The sequence below is a fragment of the Nonomuraea sp. NPDC049646 genome, from assembly GCF_044465525.1.
Taxonomy (GTDB): Bacteria; Actinomycetota; Actinomycetes; order Streptosporangiales; family Streptosporangiaceae; genus Nonomuraea.
In genome coordinates this window covers 83,782-97,534 of sequence record NZ_JBITLU010000012.1, presented here as the reverse complement: position 1 = coordinate 97,534, position 13,753 = coordinate 83,782, and the positions used below count along the sequence as shown (strand labels likewise).

15 protein-coding genes and 1 pseudogene are annotated in these 13,753 nt (G+C 74.3%); 7 read left to right on the top strand and 9 right to left on the bottom strand.

The window, feature by feature from the left end; genetic code table 11:
- Window positions 1–18 precede the first annotated feature (18 nt).
- Together ACIBQ8_RS32760 and ACIBQ8_RS32755 are read left to right on the top strand one after the other, a co-directional pair.
- A complete protein-coding gene (locus ACIBQ8_RS32760; RefSeq protein ID WP_397178369.1) occupies window positions 19–507 on the top strand; it encodes a hypothetical protein in 489 nt (162 codons plus the stop codon).
- Window positions 508–632: 125 nt separating this feature from the next.
- Window positions 633–914 carry a hypothetical protein gene (locus ACIBQ8_RS32755; protein ID WP_397178370.1) on the top strand — a complete coding sequence of 94 codons (282 nt, stop codon included), beginning with the start codon at window positions 633–635 and terminating at the stop codon, window positions 912–914.
- A 34-nt stretch (window positions 915–948) separates the two neighbouring features.
- Here the strand turns inward: ACIBQ8_RS32755 and ACIBQ8_RS32750 are convergent.
- Window positions 949–1,918 (bottom strand): annotated as a pseudogene (locus ACIBQ8_RS32750) (amidohydrolase).
- On the opposite strand from ACIBQ8_RS32750, the gene ACIBQ8_RS32745 reads away from it, so the two are divergent.
- Window positions 1,827–2,039, top strand: a complete 213-nt coding sequence (locus ACIBQ8_RS32745) for a hypothetical protein (protein WP_397193955.1) — start codon at window positions 1,827–1,829, stop codon at window positions 2,037–2,039. The pseudogene ACIBQ8_RS32750 and the gene ACIBQ8_RS32745 overlap by 92 nt on opposite strands.
- A 147-nt stretch (window positions 2,040–2,186) precedes the next feature.
- Here the strand turns inward: ACIBQ8_RS32745 and ACIBQ8_RS32740 are convergent, their stop codons facing one another.
- The 4 genes from ACIBQ8_RS32740 to ACIBQ8_RS32725 form a co-directional block, all read right to left on the bottom strand.
- Window positions 2,187–3,998 carry a S9 family peptidase gene (locus tag ACIBQ8_RS32740; protein ID WP_397193821.1) on the bottom strand — a complete coding sequence of 604 codons (1,812 nt, stop codon included), beginning with the start codon at window positions 3,996–3,998 and terminating at the stop codon, window positions 2,187–2,189.
- Window positions 3,998–5,785 (bottom strand): N-acetylglutaminylglutamine amidotransferase, encoded by a 1,788-nt coding sequence (locus tag ACIBQ8_RS32735; RefSeq protein WP_397193820.1) that lies wholly within the window; start codon window positions 5,783–5,785, stop codon window positions 3,998–4,000. Before ACIBQ8_RS32735 ends, ACIBQ8_RS32740 begins: the two co-directional genes overlap by 1 nt.
- Window positions 5,786–5,816: 31 nt before the next feature.
- Window positions 5,817–6,983, bottom strand: coding sequence for a glutamate--cysteine ligase (locus ACIBQ8_RS32730; RefSeq protein WP_397178374.1), 1,167 nt, complete (start codon window positions 6,981–6,983; stop codon window positions 5,817–5,819).
- Between the two features lie 103 nt (window positions 6,984–7,086).
- Window positions 7,087–7,677, bottom strand: a complete 591-nt coding sequence (locus ACIBQ8_RS32725; RefSeq protein ID WP_397193819.1) for a helix-turn-helix domain-containing protein — start codon at window positions 7,675–7,677, stop codon at window positions 7,087–7,089.
- An 89-nt stretch (window positions 7,678–7,766) separates the two neighbouring features.
- Between ACIBQ8_RS32725 and ACIBQ8_RS32720 the strand changes: the two genes are divergently transcribed.
- Together ACIBQ8_RS32720 and ACIBQ8_RS32715 are read left to right on the top strand one after the other, a co-directional pair.
- Window positions 7,767–8,246 carry a DinB family protein gene (locus ACIBQ8_RS32720; protein ID WP_397178376.1) on the top strand — a complete coding sequence of 160 codons (480 nt, stop codon included), beginning with the start codon at window positions 7,767–7,769 and terminating at the stop codon, window positions 8,244–8,246.
- Between the two features lie 29 nt (window positions 8,247–8,275).
- Complete coding sequence (locus tag ACIBQ8_RS32715) at window positions 8,276–9,310, top strand: alpha/beta fold hydrolase (protein ID WP_397193818.1); 1,035 nt, start codon at window positions 8,276–8,278, stop codon at window positions 9,308–9,310.
- Here the strand turns inward: ACIBQ8_RS32715 and ACIBQ8_RS32710 are convergent.
- Entirely contained in the window at window positions 9,194–10,093 is a 900-nt protein-coding gene (locus tag ACIBQ8_RS32710) for a MerR family transcriptional regulator (RefSeq protein ID WP_397193817.1), read from the bottom strand. The two genes, ACIBQ8_RS32715 and ACIBQ8_RS32710, sit on opposite strands and share 117 nt — an antisense overlap.
- A gap of 22 nt (window positions 10,094–10,115) precedes the next feature.
- Window positions 10,116–10,925, bottom strand: coding sequence for an alpha/beta fold hydrolase (locus ACIBQ8_RS32705; protein WP_397193816.1), 810 nt, complete (start codon window positions 10,923–10,925; stop codon window positions 10,116–10,118).
- 199 nt (window positions 10,926–11,124) lie between these two features.
- Here ACIBQ8_RS32705 and ACIBQ8_RS32700 point away from each other — a divergent pair, with 199 nt between their 5' ends.
- Window positions 11,125–11,442 carry a hypothetical protein gene (locus ACIBQ8_RS32700; RefSeq protein WP_352330818.1) on the top strand — a complete coding sequence of 106 codons (318 nt, stop codon included), beginning with the start codon at window positions 11,125–11,127 and terminating at the stop codon, window positions 11,440–11,442.
- Between the two features lie 190 nt (window positions 11,443–11,632).
- On the opposite strand, the gene ACIBQ8_RS32695 is transcribed toward ACIBQ8_RS32700, so the two are convergent.
- Complete coding sequence (locus ACIBQ8_RS32695; RefSeq protein ID WP_397193815.1) at window positions 11,633–11,818, bottom strand: hypothetical protein; 186 nt, start codon at window positions 11,816–11,818, stop codon at window positions 11,633–11,635.
- Between the two features lie 357 nt (window positions 11,819–12,175).
- On the opposite strand from ACIBQ8_RS32695, the gene ACIBQ8_RS32690 reads away from it, so the two are divergent.
- A complete protein-coding gene (locus ACIBQ8_RS32690; protein ID WP_397178381.1) occupies window positions 12,176–12,601 on the top strand; it encodes a nuclear transport factor 2 family protein in 426 nt (141 codons plus the stop codon).
- Between the two features lie 46 nt (window positions 12,602–12,647).
- Here ACIBQ8_RS32690 and ACIBQ8_RS32685 read toward each other — a convergent pair whose 3' ends face one another.
- Complete coding sequence (locus ACIBQ8_RS32685) at window positions 12,648–13,703, bottom strand: DUF2867 domain-containing protein (protein WP_397193814.1); 1,056 nt, start codon at window positions 13,701–13,703, stop codon at window positions 12,648–12,650.
- Between the last annotated feature and the right edge of the window lie 50 nt (window positions 13,704–13,753).

Below are 13,753 nucleotides of genomic sequence, written 5' to 3'. Positions count from 1 at the left end.
ATGCCCGATGCTGGGTCGATGATCAGCATCCCGCCGCGTACGGCCACCGACGCCTACTTCGCCGAGAGGAACGGGTCGAGGCGTCTCGACATCGTCTTCGACATCGACCTCGGGGAGCTGCTGGAGGGCCACCACGTGGTGGCCCGCGGGCTGGAGCTGTCGGAGACCGGCGGGGTGCTGCACTACGAGTTCGTCCCGGGGGTCCGGGACGAGGAGACGGACAGCAAGGGGTCGTTCTTCTGGTACTGGATGCTGTCCGCCGAGGACGACCTCGGCACCGACTACTCCAACGAGAACAACGGCGGCTTCGACGGGAAGGGCGGCAGGGCCGCGCACGGGAGCCGCATGCTCGGCGGGGTGGTCCCGGGCTCGGCCCGCCGGCTGAGGATCGGTTTCCAACCCGCCTGGGAGTGGACGCCGCCGGGTCCGTGGTGCCGGCGGCTGGACGTCGAGCTGCCGGACGGCCCGGTCACCGAGGTGTGGACGGGCCCGCGCGAGACCGGCTGACGCCGAGGCTCGTCGAGAGGAAGGCGGAGTCGCGTTGCACGGTACCCGGCAGCTCCTCGATGGGCGGCACGTCTACGGCTGGGTGCTGCCGCCGGAGGCCGACGGCTGATGGGAAGGACGAACAGGTGTCGCTGAAGGACCAGCCCGAGTTCCGGACCGTCTACGCCCCGGACGCCTACCCCCGCACGACGGCGTCCGCGGTCCGCTACGTCCCGGTGCTCAAGGACGGCGCCGTGGCCTGGACCGGGCGGCTGCGCTGGGCCAAGGCCAACGGCGTCACCCCGCTGCGGGCGCTGCGGCACTGGGCGGGCGAGGCCGAGGACGCCCGCGCCGGGCAGGTTCCGGTGCGGCAGCCGTTCGAGCTGCCTTCCCTGAGCGCGCTGGAGGAGCTGGCCGCGGCCGCGTGACGTCCCGCCGCACGGCCCGTCCGCGGGCCGGGCCTCACCGGGCGGGCGCCGCCCCGGGGGCGCCGGCGGCCAGGACGCGGCGCGCCAGCGTGACGTAGAAGTCCGTCCCCGTCCGCAGGACGGCGTCGTTGAAGTCGTACTCCCTGCTGTGCAGCGGGTCGCCGCCCCGGCCGGGTTCGGTGCCGTTGCCGAGGAAGGCGAAGCAGGCCGGCACGGCCCCGGCCAGGACGCCGAAGTCCTCGCTCGGCATGACGGGCGCGCAGCCGGGGTCGACGCGGTCCTCGCCGGCGACCGCGACGGCCGCCTCGACCGCCGCTGCGACGCAGGCGGGGTCGTTGACGGTGGGCGCGAACTCGTGGGTGTAGGTGACGGCGCACGTCGCGCCGTGGGCGGCGGCGATGCCCTCGCAGAGCCGCCGGACGCGGTCCTCCAGGAGCGCGGCGACGGCGGGGTCGAAGCTGCGGGTGTCGCCTCTGATGACGACCTCGCCGGGGATGGCGTTGCGCGCGCCGTCGGTGCTGATGTCGGTGCAGGACACCACGGCGGGCTGCGCGGGGTCGACGTTGCGGGCGACGACCGTCTGCAGGGCCAGGACGATCTCCGCGGCCACCACGACGGGGTCGACGACCATGTGCGGGCGGGCGGCGTGCCCGCCGCGGCCCCGGATGCGGATCTCGAAGTTGTCCTCGCCGGCCATGATGCTCCCGGCCCGGGTCAGGAAGTGGCCGGCGGGGGCGCCGGGCCAGTTGTGCAGGCCGTACATGGCCTGGACGGGGAAGCGGGCGAGCAGGCCGTCGTCGAGCATGGCCCGCGCCACGGCCGGGCTCCTCGGCGGGCTGGAAGACGAACCGGACGGTCCCGTCGAAGCCGCCCTCGGCTGCCAGGACGGCGGCGGCCCCGAGCAGCATCGCCATGTGCCCGTCGTGGCCGCAGGCGTGCATGAAGCCGGGGTTGCGGGAGACGTGGGCGTGCGTGCCCGGCTCGTCGAGCGGCAGGCAGTCCATGTCGGCCCGCAGCCCGACGGCCCGGCCGCTGCCGCCCCTGGTCAGGGAGGCGACGACGCCGGTGCCGCCGACGCCGGTCACGACGTCGAGGCCCGCCGCCTCCAGCGCCTCGGCCAGGTAGGCGCTCGTCGCGTGCTCGGCGAAGGCCGGCTCGGGCCGCCGGTGCAGGTCGTGCCGCCAGGCGCGCAGCCGGGAGTCGAGGTCGGTCACGAGCGGGTCCCTTCCGTGCCGGTGGGAGGCACCATGATGGACGCGTCCGGCCGCCGGATCAATGGGGAGAGCCCCGCAGGTGCTCGTCGAGCCAGTTCAGGACCTTGGAGACGAGGCTGATGCGGTTGGCGCGGTTGCGGATCTCGTGGCCTTCGTCCTCGAAGAGCAGCAGGTCGCAGGGCACCCCGCGGGCGCGGGCCGCCCCGAACGCCTGCCGGGCCTCGTGCACCGGCACGTTGGTGTCCTGCGTCCCGTGCACGACCAGGAGCGGGGCGGCCAGCCGGTCGAAGGAGCGCAGCGGGGACAGGGCGTGCAGCAGGTCGCGGTCCGTCTCCGGGTGCCCGTACTCGGAGACCGCCGCGGCGGCGATCCAGGGTTCGGTACGGGCGTAGAAGGTGGCGAAATCGGCGATGCCGCTCATGTTCACCCCCGCGCGGAACAGGTGCGGATGGGTGACGAGGGCGGCCAGGGTCAGGTAGCCGCCGTACGACCAGCCCATGCAGGCGAGCCTGGACGGGTCCGCCGCGCCGGTCCGCACCAGCGCGGCGGCGCAGTCGGCGACGTCCTCGACCGCGCGGAAGCGCAGCGCCAGGTCGTCGGCCTGGCGGAAGGCCCGCCCGTACCCGCCCGAACCGCGCACGTTGGGCGCCAGCACCCCGATCCCGGCGGCCAGGAGGTTCTGGTAGAGCGGGTTGAAGGTGGGGCGTTCCTGGTCCTCCGGCCCGCCGTGCAGCGACACCACGAACGGCGCGGGCCCGTGGACGTGCGCGGGACGGTAGAGCCAGGCGGCCAGCTCCAGCCCGTCGCGGGCCGGGAAGCGCAGCAGCTCGGCGCCGGTCGCGACGGGGAGCCGCCCGGCCCCGGCGGCGTACCGGTACGTCCCGGAGGTCAGGTCGCACAGCAGCACGTGCGAGGGCTCCTCGGGGCTCTCGGCGGCGAGCACCGCCGTGCCGCCGTCCCAGGCGACGCGGACCGAGGTGATCACGTCGGCCGGTGGCGGCGGAAGCGTCCGGACGTGCGCGGCGGGGAGCTCCACGACGTCCAGGGCCGAGCGGCCGTGCTCGTTCCACAGCAGGACGCCGCGGCGGCCGTCGGCGCTGAGCGCGAACCGGTCCAGCTCGGCGTCCGGCCGCTCGGCCAGCACGACGGGATAGGCGTTGCGCCGCACCGCCAGCAGCGCGGCCCGGTCGCGGCCCGCGTCCGACACCAGGTAGGCGATCTCGCCGTCGGGCGACAGTGCCCCTTGGTCGGTCGAGCCGGGCAGGCCGGGCAGCAGGTCGCGCTCGCCGCCCGGCGGATGGCCGGGGACGGCGTCGGCCGCGTACATCCGGCGCAGGCCGCGCGGCCCGCGGCGGAGCAGCATGCGCGCGTGGTCGCGGCTGACCGCGGCCGGCCACAGCAGCTCGCCCACGGCGATGACCTGGCGCGCGCCGGTGACGGCGTCGGCCAGCTCGGCCCGGGTCAGGCCGGCGGCGGAGGTCTCGGCCACCAGGACCGACTCGCCCCGGCCGGTCCAGCGGACGAGCGCGGCCGACCCGTGCGGCGGGACGGCGAGCGGCCGCAGCTCGCCGCCGTGCGGGCCCACGGTCCACACCTGCGTGTGCTCGCCGCCGCCCGGCGCCACCAGGACCGCCAGATGCTCCCCCGTGGGGCCCCAGCTCACGTCCACGACCGGGTGGTGGCCGGTGTCGACCGGCCACGCGTCCAGATCCTCGCCGAGCGGCTGGACCCACACCCGGGGCACGCCGTCCTGGTCGCTGACGAACGCCACGGCGCTGTTGTCGGGCGCCAGCGCGGGCCGGCGGCAGCTCCAGGCGCGCAGGGCGGCCGCCGACGGCAGGTGCGACAGGTCGCCGAGGATGTCCGGCATCACATCTGGTGGGCCTGGAGCCACAGTTCGAGCAGGCCGATCTGCCAGAGCGTGTTGACGCCGGTCGTCGCCCTGTCGGACTCGGGGTCGGCCAGCAGCCGCCGGACGAACTCCGGCCGGAACAGGCCGCGCGCGCGGGCGGCCCCGCTGGTGAGGGCGTCCCGGACGAGGTCGAGCAGGGCCCCTTCGACGTGCCGGACGGCGGGCACCGGGAAGTAGCCCTTCGGCCGGTCGACGATCTGCGCGGGCAGCAGCCGGCGGGCGGCGTCCTTGAGCACGCCCTTGCCGCCGTGGGCCAGTTTGAGCCCGTCGGGGCAGGCGGCGGCCAGCTCGACCAGGTCGTGGTCGAGGAACGGCGTGCGGGCCTCCAGCCCGTGGGCCATGGTCATGTTGTCGACGCGCTTGACCGGGTCGTCGATCAGCATGGCCGTGGTCTCCAGGCGCAGCACGGCGTCGAGCGCGGTGTCGGCGCCCGGCCGCGCCACGTGCTCCCGGACGAAGTCGCCGCTGACGTCCCGCTCCAGCAGGTAGCCGGGCGACAGGACGCCGGCCAGCTCCTGGTGCGGGCGGTCGGCGAACTCCCTGCGGTAGACCTCGGCCGCCCGCTCGCGCGGCACGCCCGCCAGCGGCGGGAACCAGCTGTAACCGGCGAACACCTCGTCGGCGCCCTGGCCCGACTGAACGACCTTCACGTGCCGGGCGACCTCCTGCGACAGCAGGTAGAAGGCGACGCAGTCGTGGCTGGCCATCGGCTCGCTCATGGCGCCCACCGCCCGTTCCAGCCCGTCGAGCAGGCGCTCGTCGGGGATGCGGATGCGGTGGTGGTCGGTGCCGAAGCGGCCGGCGACCAGGTCGGAGTAGGCGAACTCGTCCCCCTGCTCGCCGCCGGCCGGCTCGAAGCCGATGCTGAACGTGGTCAGGCCGCTCTGCCCCTCCTCGGCCAGCAGCGCCACGATGAGGCTGGAGTCCAGGCCGCCGGACAGCAGCACGCCGACCGGCACGTCGGCGACCATCCGGCGGCGCACCGCCGTGCGCAGGGCGTCCAGGGTGGCCCGGCGCCACTCCTCCTCGCTCAGCCCGGCGTGCTCGGGCAGGGCGGAGCGGGTGTAGGGCGGGTCCCAGTAGCGGTGGTCGGTGCTCGTGCCGTCCGCCTCGACGACCCGGACGGTGGCCGCCGGGAGCTTGCGCACGCCCGCGAGGATCGTGCGCTCGCCGGGCACGAGCGAGTGGAAGGTCATGTAGTGGTGCAGCGCCACCCGGTCGATGCCGGTGTCCAGGCCGCCGCCCGCGGCCAGCGCGGGCAGCGTCGAGGCGAAGCGCAGGCGGCGGGCGTCGTGGCTGACGTACATCGGTTTGACGCCGAGCCGGTCGCGGCCGAGCACCAGCCGGCCGCTGTCCCGCTCGTGGATCACGAAGGCGAACATGCCCTTGAAGTGGCCGACGCAGCCGGCGCCCCACCGGTGGTACGCCTTGAGCAGCACCTCGGTGTCGCTGGTGGAGTAGAACCGGTATCCCGCGCCGCGCAGCTCCTCGCGCAGCTCGCGGTAGTTGTACAGGCAGCCGTTGAACACCACCGCCAGGCCGAGCCCGGCGTCCACCATCGGCTGGGCCGCCTTCTCCGACAGGTCGATGATCTTGAGCCGCCGGTGGCCCATCGCGACGGGCCCCTGCGCCCACAGGCCGGAGCCGTCCGGCCCGCGGTCGTGCATCGCGTCGGTCATCCGGCCCACCGCGCCGATGTCGGCCTCCGCGCCGTCGAACCTGAACTCGCCGCTCAGCCCGCACATGCCGCCACCCCCGTCGCGCAACCGCCGGCCATCAGGCCGCCGGCCGGTACGAAGGGAGGTCGTGGTCCCCCGTCGGCCGGTCCCACTCGCACGTGCGGGTCTCGCTGAGCACCAGGTCGGCCACGTCCGCCAGGCTGCCGCGCTCGGCGTACGCCGCCCGCTGGCGGGCCGCCGACGTGCCCGTCTGCAGGACCTGCCGGGTCAGCCTGGTCACCAGCTCCCAGTCGCCGGCCGCCTCAAGTTGCGGGCGCAGGCCCGCCACCAGGTCCTCGACCACCTCCTTGGCCGGGCGCGGCACGCCCTCCACCGGATCGACCAGGTCGCCCTCCAGCCCCCACCGGGCCGCCTGCCAGGTCGCCGCGCGCGCGGCCTCCACCTGCACGTCCGGCCCAGGGCCGCGGCGCGCCGCCGCCACCTCCCTGGCCACCAGCGCCCGGAACAGCCCGGCGATCAGCACGACGTCCTCCACCCGGGGGCAGGCGTCGCAGATGCGCAGCTCCACCGTCGGCACATGTTGCGAGGGCCGGACGTCGAAATAGAGCATCCCCGCGTCGCTGATCACCCCGGACCTGATCAATCCCTGCACCATCTCCTGGTACTCGGCCGCCGAGCCGAACTTGCCGATCGGGCCCGTGGTCGGCCACCGCTGCCACACCAGCGTGCGATAGCTGGCGTAGCCGGTGTCGGCGCCGTCCCAGAACGGCGAGCTGGCGCTGAGTGCCAGCAGCGGCGCCAGCCAGGGCGTCAGCCGGTGCGCCACCGCGACCGCCAGGTCGGGGTCGGGCACCTCCGCGTGCACGTGCGTGCCGCAGATGAGCTGCTCGCGGGTCAGCACCTGGAAGTCGCTGAGCATCTTCTCGTATCGCTGGTCGGGGAAGACCTTCACCTCGTCGAGGTCGGCCAGCTGCGGCGTGCCGACCGCCGCGATCCCCAGGCCCAGCTCGTCGGCGGCGGCGATCAGCTTGCGCCGCAGGCGGCACACGTCGCGGGCCAGGTCGTCCAGGGCCAGGAACGGCGCGCTGTTGGCCTCGACCATCGACCGCTGCAGCTCGTGCGTGAAGCTCTCCTCGGGCAGCGCGCTCAGCAGCGCCCCCGCCCGCGCGGTCACCCGGCGTGTGGTCGCGTCGAGGATGTGGTACTCCTCCTCCACACCGACCCGGATCGCTCCCCCGGACCCCTCCACGGTCACCACTCCCATCACTAGGCACTCGAAGCCACCCCCTTCTCCCCCGAAAACGGGCTTCAGCACCTCTTGACCTCCACAAATGAAGGTCAGGCCGCAAAAACGGCCCGTCGGATGCTCAGTGAGAGTGCCGGTGGGGGTCGGCGTGGATGTGGGTGCGCATGCCCTGGGGGTCGAACAGGATGAGCAGCTCGACCGTGCCGCCGTCGGCGCTGCCCAGCCAGTGGGGCATGGACGTGTCGAACTCGGCCGCCTCGCCGACCGGCAGGGTCAGGTCGCGGTCGCCGAGGACGAGCCGCAGGCGCCCGGTGAGGACGTAGAGCCATTCGAAGCCGTCGTGGGTCTGCGGGGCCGGTTCGAGCGGTTCCGGTCGCGCGGGAATGATCATCTTGAACGCGTGGACCCCGCCCGGCCGCCGGGACAGCGGCACGAACGTCATCCCGAACCGGTTGATCGGCTTGAGGTGGATCCGGGGGTCGCCGGTGCGCGGGGCGCCGACCAGGTCGTCGAGCGGGACGTCGTAGACGCGGGCCAGCGGCAGCAGCAGCTCCAGCGTGGCCCGGCGCTGCCCGCTCTCCAGCCGCGACAGCGTGCTCTCCGAGACGCCGGTCGTGGTGGCGAGCTCGGCGAGGGTGATGCCGCGGTGACGACGCAGGGCTCGAAGACGCGGCCCGACCGCGCCCAGCACCTCGTCGATGTCGTCCTGCATGAGGGCCATCTTGCCATAACCGCAAGTTTTCGTGCCAGATCGGCGAGCTGCTGGTCGGATTGATCCCACACCCACGGAAGGAGACGCCCGTGCGCCGCCGCGACACCCCGCCGCCCCGCACCGGAGGCAGCGAGATCGAGACCCTGCGCGGCTTCCTCGACTACCTGCGCTCCTCGATCGCCGCGAAGGTCGAGGACGCCCCCGAACCGCAGGTGCGGACCGCCGCCGTGCCCTCGGGCACGAACCTGCTGGGCCTGCTGAACCACGTCACCCACGTCGAGCGCGCGACCTTCCTCGGCGCGCAGGTCGCCGCCTGGCCCGCGACCTTCCACGCGGACCCGGCGGACGGCGTGGCCGAGGTCGTCGCCCGCTACCGGGACGCCGTCGAGCAGGCGAACGCCGTGCTCGACACCTGCTCCGACCCCGGCGCGCCGCTCCCCCGCCGGCGGCCGGGACGGCCCGCCCCCAGCGTGCGCTGGGCGCTCACCCACATGATCGAGGAGACCGGCCGGCACGCGGGCCACGCCGACATCCTCCGCGAACTGATCGACGGCAGCACCGGCCGTTGACCCCGTCACTCTTCTCAGGACAGGACCACATGACCACCGCTCCACGGCCGTCGTCCGGCCGCCGCCTGGCCCGATCCGCGCGCACGGCGGCGTCCGTCGCGCTCGCCCTCCTGCTCGCGCTCGGCGTCACGGCCTGTTCGACGCCGGCCGCCGCTCCCCCGCCCGCCTCCCACACCACCGCCACCCGGGACGACCCGCGCTTCGGCAGGACGTTCCGGCACGAGTTCGCCGACGTGGACGGCGTGCGCATGCACTACGTGAAGGGCGGGACCGGCACGCCGGTGGTGCTGATCCACGGCTGGCCCCAGACCTGGTACGGCTGGTGGCCGATCATGCCGGACCTGGCCCGGCACCACACCGTCTACGCCGTGGACCTGCCGGGGCTGGGCGACAGCGAAGGCTCGCCCACCGGCTACGACAAGGCCACGCTGGCGGGGTACGTGCACAAGCTGATCGCCGGACGGCTCGGCGTCCGGGACGCCGCCGTCGTCGGGCACGACTTCGGCGCCGCGGTGGCGTTCCAGTACGCGAGCCGGTTCCCCGCCGACACCGCCCGCCTGGGCTACCTGGACCTGCCGCTGCCCGGCCCGGCGGTCGACGCGGCCACGTACCGGTCGCTGAGCTGGCACATCGCCTTCCACTCCCAGCGCCGGGTGCCCGAGGCGGTGGTGGGCGACGACGTCCGCGAGTACCTGGCGCTGTTCTACCCCCAGGTCTCCTACGGCGGGCCGGCGTTCGGCGGCACCTCGGAGCGGTCCCCGTTCACCGACGCCGAGATCACCGAGTACGCCCGGACCTACCGCCGGCCGCAGGCCCTGTCGGGCGGCTTCGAGCTCTACCGCGCCCTGGACCAGGACGTGCGCGACGCGACGGCGGCGGCGCCGGTCCGCGTCCCGGCGCTGCTCATGACCGCCCAGGGGCAGCTCGACGCGATCCGGGCCACGGTGTCACCGCGCCTGACCAGGATCGTGCGCGCGGTGGACGTCCCGCGCGCCGGGCACTGGCTCGTCGAGGAGAACCCGGGGTTCGTCACCGCGGAGCTGGAGCGGTTCCTCGACGGCTGACCCGGCCCAGGACGGCGGGTCCACGCGCTCCAGCTTGCTCCAGCCGCTCCAGCCCCGCCGGCGCAGCAGCTCGATCAGGCGGCGGGCGGGCGGGACGGCGTCGAAGGCCAGGGCGTCCATCAACCGGACGAACTGCGGCTCCACGTCGAGGTCGTCGACGTAGCCCGCGGCCCGCTCGCCGGTCAGCCGGGTCAGGCAGGCGGCCAGCTCACCGGCCAGCTCCGCCAGCCGGGGGTCGTCGGCGGACCGCGTGAGGGCCTGGCCCAGGATGCGGAAGAAGCCGACGAAGTCCGGGTCGTCGAGCTGCGCCCGCTTGCGGGCCATCCACTCCGGCACGCGTCCGGGCGAGTGGGCGGCCAGCAGGATCCAGCCGTCGCGTTCGGCCTGGACGATCCGCTCGTCCACGCCGAGGGCCCGCAGCCGGTCGAGGTAGCCGACCACCTCCGGCGGCAGCGCCAGGCCGTCCCCGGCGGCCAGCCGGGCGATCCGCTCCCGGTGGCGCTGCCGCCGCCGGATCTCCTCGCGCAGCCGCCGGTCGACGTCGGCGAGCGCGGCGGCGAACTCCTCCCCGCCGGCCCGCAGCAGCTCCCGCACCCGCGCGAGCGGCACCCCGGCCTCGGCGAGGGTCCGGATCCTGATCAGCTCGACCGCGGCGGCGGCGTCGTACCTGCGGTAGCCGTGGCGGTCGCGCTCGGGCTCGGGCAGCAGGCCCTTGGCGTGGTAGTGCCGCACCGCCCGCACGGTCACCCCCGCGTACGAGGCCAGTTCGCCGATGGTCAGCATGGGACCACCCTTCCAGAGGTCGTCAAGAAGCCGCCTTCCGGATGATCCGGGCGATCTCGGCGGCGTGCGTGAAGACCAGCCCGTGGTCGGCGTCGAGCCAGGTCGTGGCGATGCGCGGCTGTCGCCGGACGAGCCGGTCGATCCCGGCCCGCCAGTTCCGGTTGAACCGCTCGGCGGGCCCGCCGCCCGCTCCCGCCATCGAGGTCGACATGATCATGCTGATCGGCCGGTCGATCAGCGGGTATCGGGACAGGATCCCGGAGCGGACCACGTCGATCTCGACGTTCAGGTCGAGGATCTGCCGGGCGGTGAGCAGCACCTGGCGCGGGGTGCCGCGCCGGCTCCGCTGCTGCGCGGCCAGCTCCTCCCACATCGCGCGGAACTGCGGCAGGACGTCCTCGGTGAGGAACGGCTCGGGCACCGGGTTCGCCCCGTCGATCAGGACGAGCCCGGCGACGCTGCCGGGATGCCGGGCGGCGTGGTGCACGGCCAGGTCGGCCCCCAGCGAGTAGCCGACGAGCACGGGGGCCTCGCCGAGACCGAGGCGGCCCACCCGGTCCATCACGGCGTCCAGGTCGCCGAGGAACGCCTCGAACGAGTACCGGTCGGCGGCCGGGGTGCGGCCGTGGCCGCGCAGGTCGAAGGTCACCACGTCGTGGTCGCGCCGCAGCAGCTCGATCAGCTCGCCGAGGTCGGCCTGGGTCGCGTTCAGCCCGGGGCACAGCACCAGCGGGCGGCCCCGTCCGCCGCGGGACAGCGGGATGGCGAGGCCGTCGTGGTGGGCCGTCAGGTCACCGGACGGCGGGGGGTTCGTACTGGTCGTAGCGGTCATGCCACCATGCTTCGGCATTGACCCTGCGTCAGGGGAAGAGCGCCGGACGCGGCCCGGGGGCGTGCGTTCTCCCGGTTCGGCATGATCCTGCTAGCCTGATCGCCGTTTCTGCCGGAGGGCGGGAGCCGAGACGATCGTGTGCCCCGGCGGCCCCGAGCCGCTCGGCCCGCGCCGCCACGACGTCTGGGGCCGAGTGACGATGAGCGCGGAAGAGGATTTCCTGCAGGTCGGCGCCGAGCTGGCCGACCTGGGGGTGCGGATCTCCAGGATGATGGGCCGCCCGGCGCTGAAGGATCAGGCGGGCAAGGTGTTCGCCAGCCTGCAGCGTGACGGCGCGATGGTGTTCCGGCTGGTCAGGGACACCCCTGAGCACGCGGCCGCGCTGGAGCTGGCCGGGGCGCGCCTGTTCGATCCCTCGGGCGAGGGCAGGGTGGTCAAGGACTGGGTGGTCGTCCCGCACTCCTCGGCCGGGCAGTGGACGGATCTGGCCGAGGCCGCCCTCAGCCGCCCCCGCTGACCGGCCGGCGGGGGCCGCTCGACGGAAGTGATCACGATCAACGGGATCACCTAGTCCGGTCGCCCCGCTCGACGTCGGCCATGGCAGCGCAGGACGGCGACACCGTCGAAGGCGAGCACCACGACGCCGATCCCGGAGAGGAACCCGGTAGCGCCCCCGGCGACCGCGACGGTCGTACCGGTGACCGGCGTCAGAAATCGGGCGCCCCGGCCGCGCAGCAAGGTGGCTCCGCCTGTAGGACGGCGGTCAGCGTCGCCTGCTGGGTGTCGCGGCGGAGCGGCGAGACGCCCTCGACGGCCTGGTAGAGGGTCGCGCCCAGGGAGAACAGGTCACTGGCCGGGAGCCTGAGGGTTCCGCGCAGTCGTTCGGCGGCCATGTACTCGGGTGAGCCGCGGCCCCCCGCGTATCGAGGCGCTCCTTCAGGAACCGGCCGCCGGCCAGCGTCATCACGATCCAGGGCAGGCCGCCGGGGACGACGTCGTGGACCGCGACGACGTTCTCATGCGCCCGCAGCCGGACGGCGTTGCGCGCCTCGCGTGCGCCGCGCTCCAGTTGCTCGGCTGCGGCAGACCGACCGGCAGCCGCAGTTCCTTGCTCGCCACATCGACGTCCAGCAGCTGCTCGTGAGCGCGCCCGCCCTGCCCGAACCCGCCGTCGCCCAGCCCGGCGTCCCGTGGCGCGCGACGCTTCCCGTATGCTGTACGGTACGTTGTACGCCTTGAGGAGGAGCAGCATGTACCAGCCGAGCGCCGAGGAACTGAAGAACATCGATGATTGGTTCGCCGCCTACGACGCCCTGGCCGAGGAGGGCGCGATCGAGCAGCTCGCCGACCTGGCGGTCTTCCCGATGAACGTGGCCACCGACGTGCCCGGCGGCCACGCGAGCGTGCGCCAGTGGACGCGGGCCGAGTACGTCGAGGCCATGAAGCAGTCCATGGGCGGCGGCACCGCCGGGCTCGACCTGCGCTCGACGCGCACCCCGCGCTTCGTCAGCCCGAACCTGGTGGTCGTGGAGACCGAGGCGACGATGACGATCGAGGGCGAGGAGCACCGCATGCACTACGCCGACCTGCTGGTGCGCACCGAGGACGGGTGGGCGTTCCAGACCATGGTCCAGGGCGGCTGGGGGCACGGCTGGCCGGCCGCCAGGCGCGGCTGACCGACGTCGCAGGTCAGGGTGCGCCGCTGGCAGCCCTGCCCTGGCGCTACCGGGCGCCGCCGCGGGCCATCCTCGCGGCGGCGTCCCGGAGCAGCCCGGGAGCCAGCCGGCGATGGATCGCCGACAGCGGCGGCCACACGACGCGCCCGAGCCCTCGGTCATAGCGCAGGAGGGTGGTCAGCGACACCCGCCCGTCCGCCACACGTACGACGAGGTTGGCGGTCAGGAACCAGGACGCGGTCTCCAGCCGGATCCAGCCGTCGCCACGTGCGGTGATCCGCCATCCGGCCACGGTGGCGGGCGATCGGCCGCGGGCCAGCCGGAGCCCCAGGAGACCCCGCCAGATCAGCCGTTCCGCCGCGCTGGGCACGTCGCCGAACATCGCCCGCGCCCACTCCTCCGCCGTCCCCCCGTCGTGGTCGTTCGTGGTGAGGGCGAAGTGGTCGGCGTAGTCGATGACGGGCAAGGAGCTCAGCGCGCGGACGGACGGCGGGATGCCGTCCGTCCCGACGGCCGACTCCAGGGCGCCCGCCTCGCGCTCCAGCCAGGCGCGCTCCAGCCGCCGGACGAAGCCCGGCAGGACGAGGGTCCGGCGGAACGGCGTGATGGCGGCCATGTAGCAACGTCCCAGCAGGCCGTCGGGGCGTACGAGGACGGCCATGCGGAGCTCGTGCCCGCCGCCGGCGGCCGGCGCCCACGCCAGGTGCATCACCGCGTGGACGGTGCGGTTCGCCAGCTCCAGCGCGCATTCGTCGTCCAGCGCGTAGACCGGGGAGAAGGGCGCCAGGCCGGCGTCGGAGCCGCGCGGGGCGCGGCGCAGGTCGGCGGGCAGGCGGTCGCACAACGACGGGACGCGCCTTCCGACGCCCGCCGACGCCCTGTCCCAGCCGAACAGGGCGCCCAGCTTCCAGCGCGCCGCGAGCAGCACCCGCAGCGGCAGGGGGCCGCCGCTGGAGTCGCGCATCGCGGCGAGCGCGGCGGGGAAGTCGTGCGGTCCGGCGCCGGGGGTGCGGATCGCCCAGACGTCCTCCAGCTCGAAACCTTCGGCGATGTCATGGATGCGCCAGGGGCGGCCGGTATGGGCGGCGTTCGCCAGCCTCATGATCCCTCCCTATCTATACGCTGCCGTATATACTGAGGTTAACCACGGTT

Bases quoted from the DNA above. Each gene is read 5' to 3' on its own strand.
- ACIBQ8_RS32740 (WP_397193821.1), bottom strand. From the start codon at position 3,998: ATGCCGGACATCCTCGGCGACCTGTCGCACCTGCCGTCGGCGGCCGCC.
- ACIBQ8_RS32685 (WP_397193814.1), bottom strand. From the start codon at position 13,703: ATGAGGCTGGCGAACGCCGCCCATACCGGCCGCCCCTGGCGCATCCAT.
- ACIBQ8_RS32695 (WP_397193815.1), bottom strand. From the start codon at position 11,818: ATGGCCGCCGAACGACTGCGCGGAACCCTCAGGCTCCCGGCCAGTGAC.
- ACIBQ8_RS32710 (WP_397193817.1), bottom strand. From the start codon at position 10,093: ATGCTGACCATCGGCGAACTGGCCTCGTACGCGGGGGTGACCGTGCGG.
- ACIBQ8_RS32735 (WP_397193820.1), bottom strand. From the start codon at position 5,785: ATGTGCGGGCTGAGCGGCGAGTTCAGGTTCGACGGCGCGGAGGCCGAC.
- ACIBQ8_RS32760 (WP_397178369.1), top strand. From the start codon at position 19: ATGATCAGCATCCCGCCGCGTACGGCCACCGACGCCTACTTCGCCGAG.
- ACIBQ8_RS32705 (WP_397193816.1), bottom strand. From the start codon at position 10,925: ATGACCGCTACGACCAGTACGAACCCCCCGCCGTCCGGTGACCTGACG.
- ACIBQ8_RS32715 (WP_397193818.1), top strand. From the start codon at position 8,276: ATGACCACCGCTCCACGGCCGTCGTCCGGCCGCCGCCTGGCCCGATCC.
- ACIBQ8_RS32700 (WP_352330818.1), top strand. From the start codon at position 11,125: ATGAGCGCGGAAGAGGATTTCCTGCAGGTCGGCGCCGAGCTGGCCGAC.
- ACIBQ8_RS32690 (WP_397178381.1), top strand. From the start codon at position 12,176: ATGTACCAGCCGAGCGCCGAGGAACTGAAGAACATCGATGATTGGTTC.
- ACIBQ8_RS32745 (WP_397193955.1), top strand. From the start codon at position 1,827: ATGTGCCCGTCGTGGCCGCAGGCGTGCATGAAGCCGGGGTTGCGGGAG.
- ACIBQ8_RS32725 (WP_397193819.1), bottom strand. From the start codon at position 7,677: ATGCAGGACGACATCGACGAGGTGCTGGGCGCGGTCGGGCCGCGTCTT.
- ACIBQ8_RS32730 (WP_397178374.1), bottom strand. From the start codon at position 6,983: ATGGGAGTGGTGACCGTGGAGGGGTCCGGGGGAGCGATCCGGGTCGGT.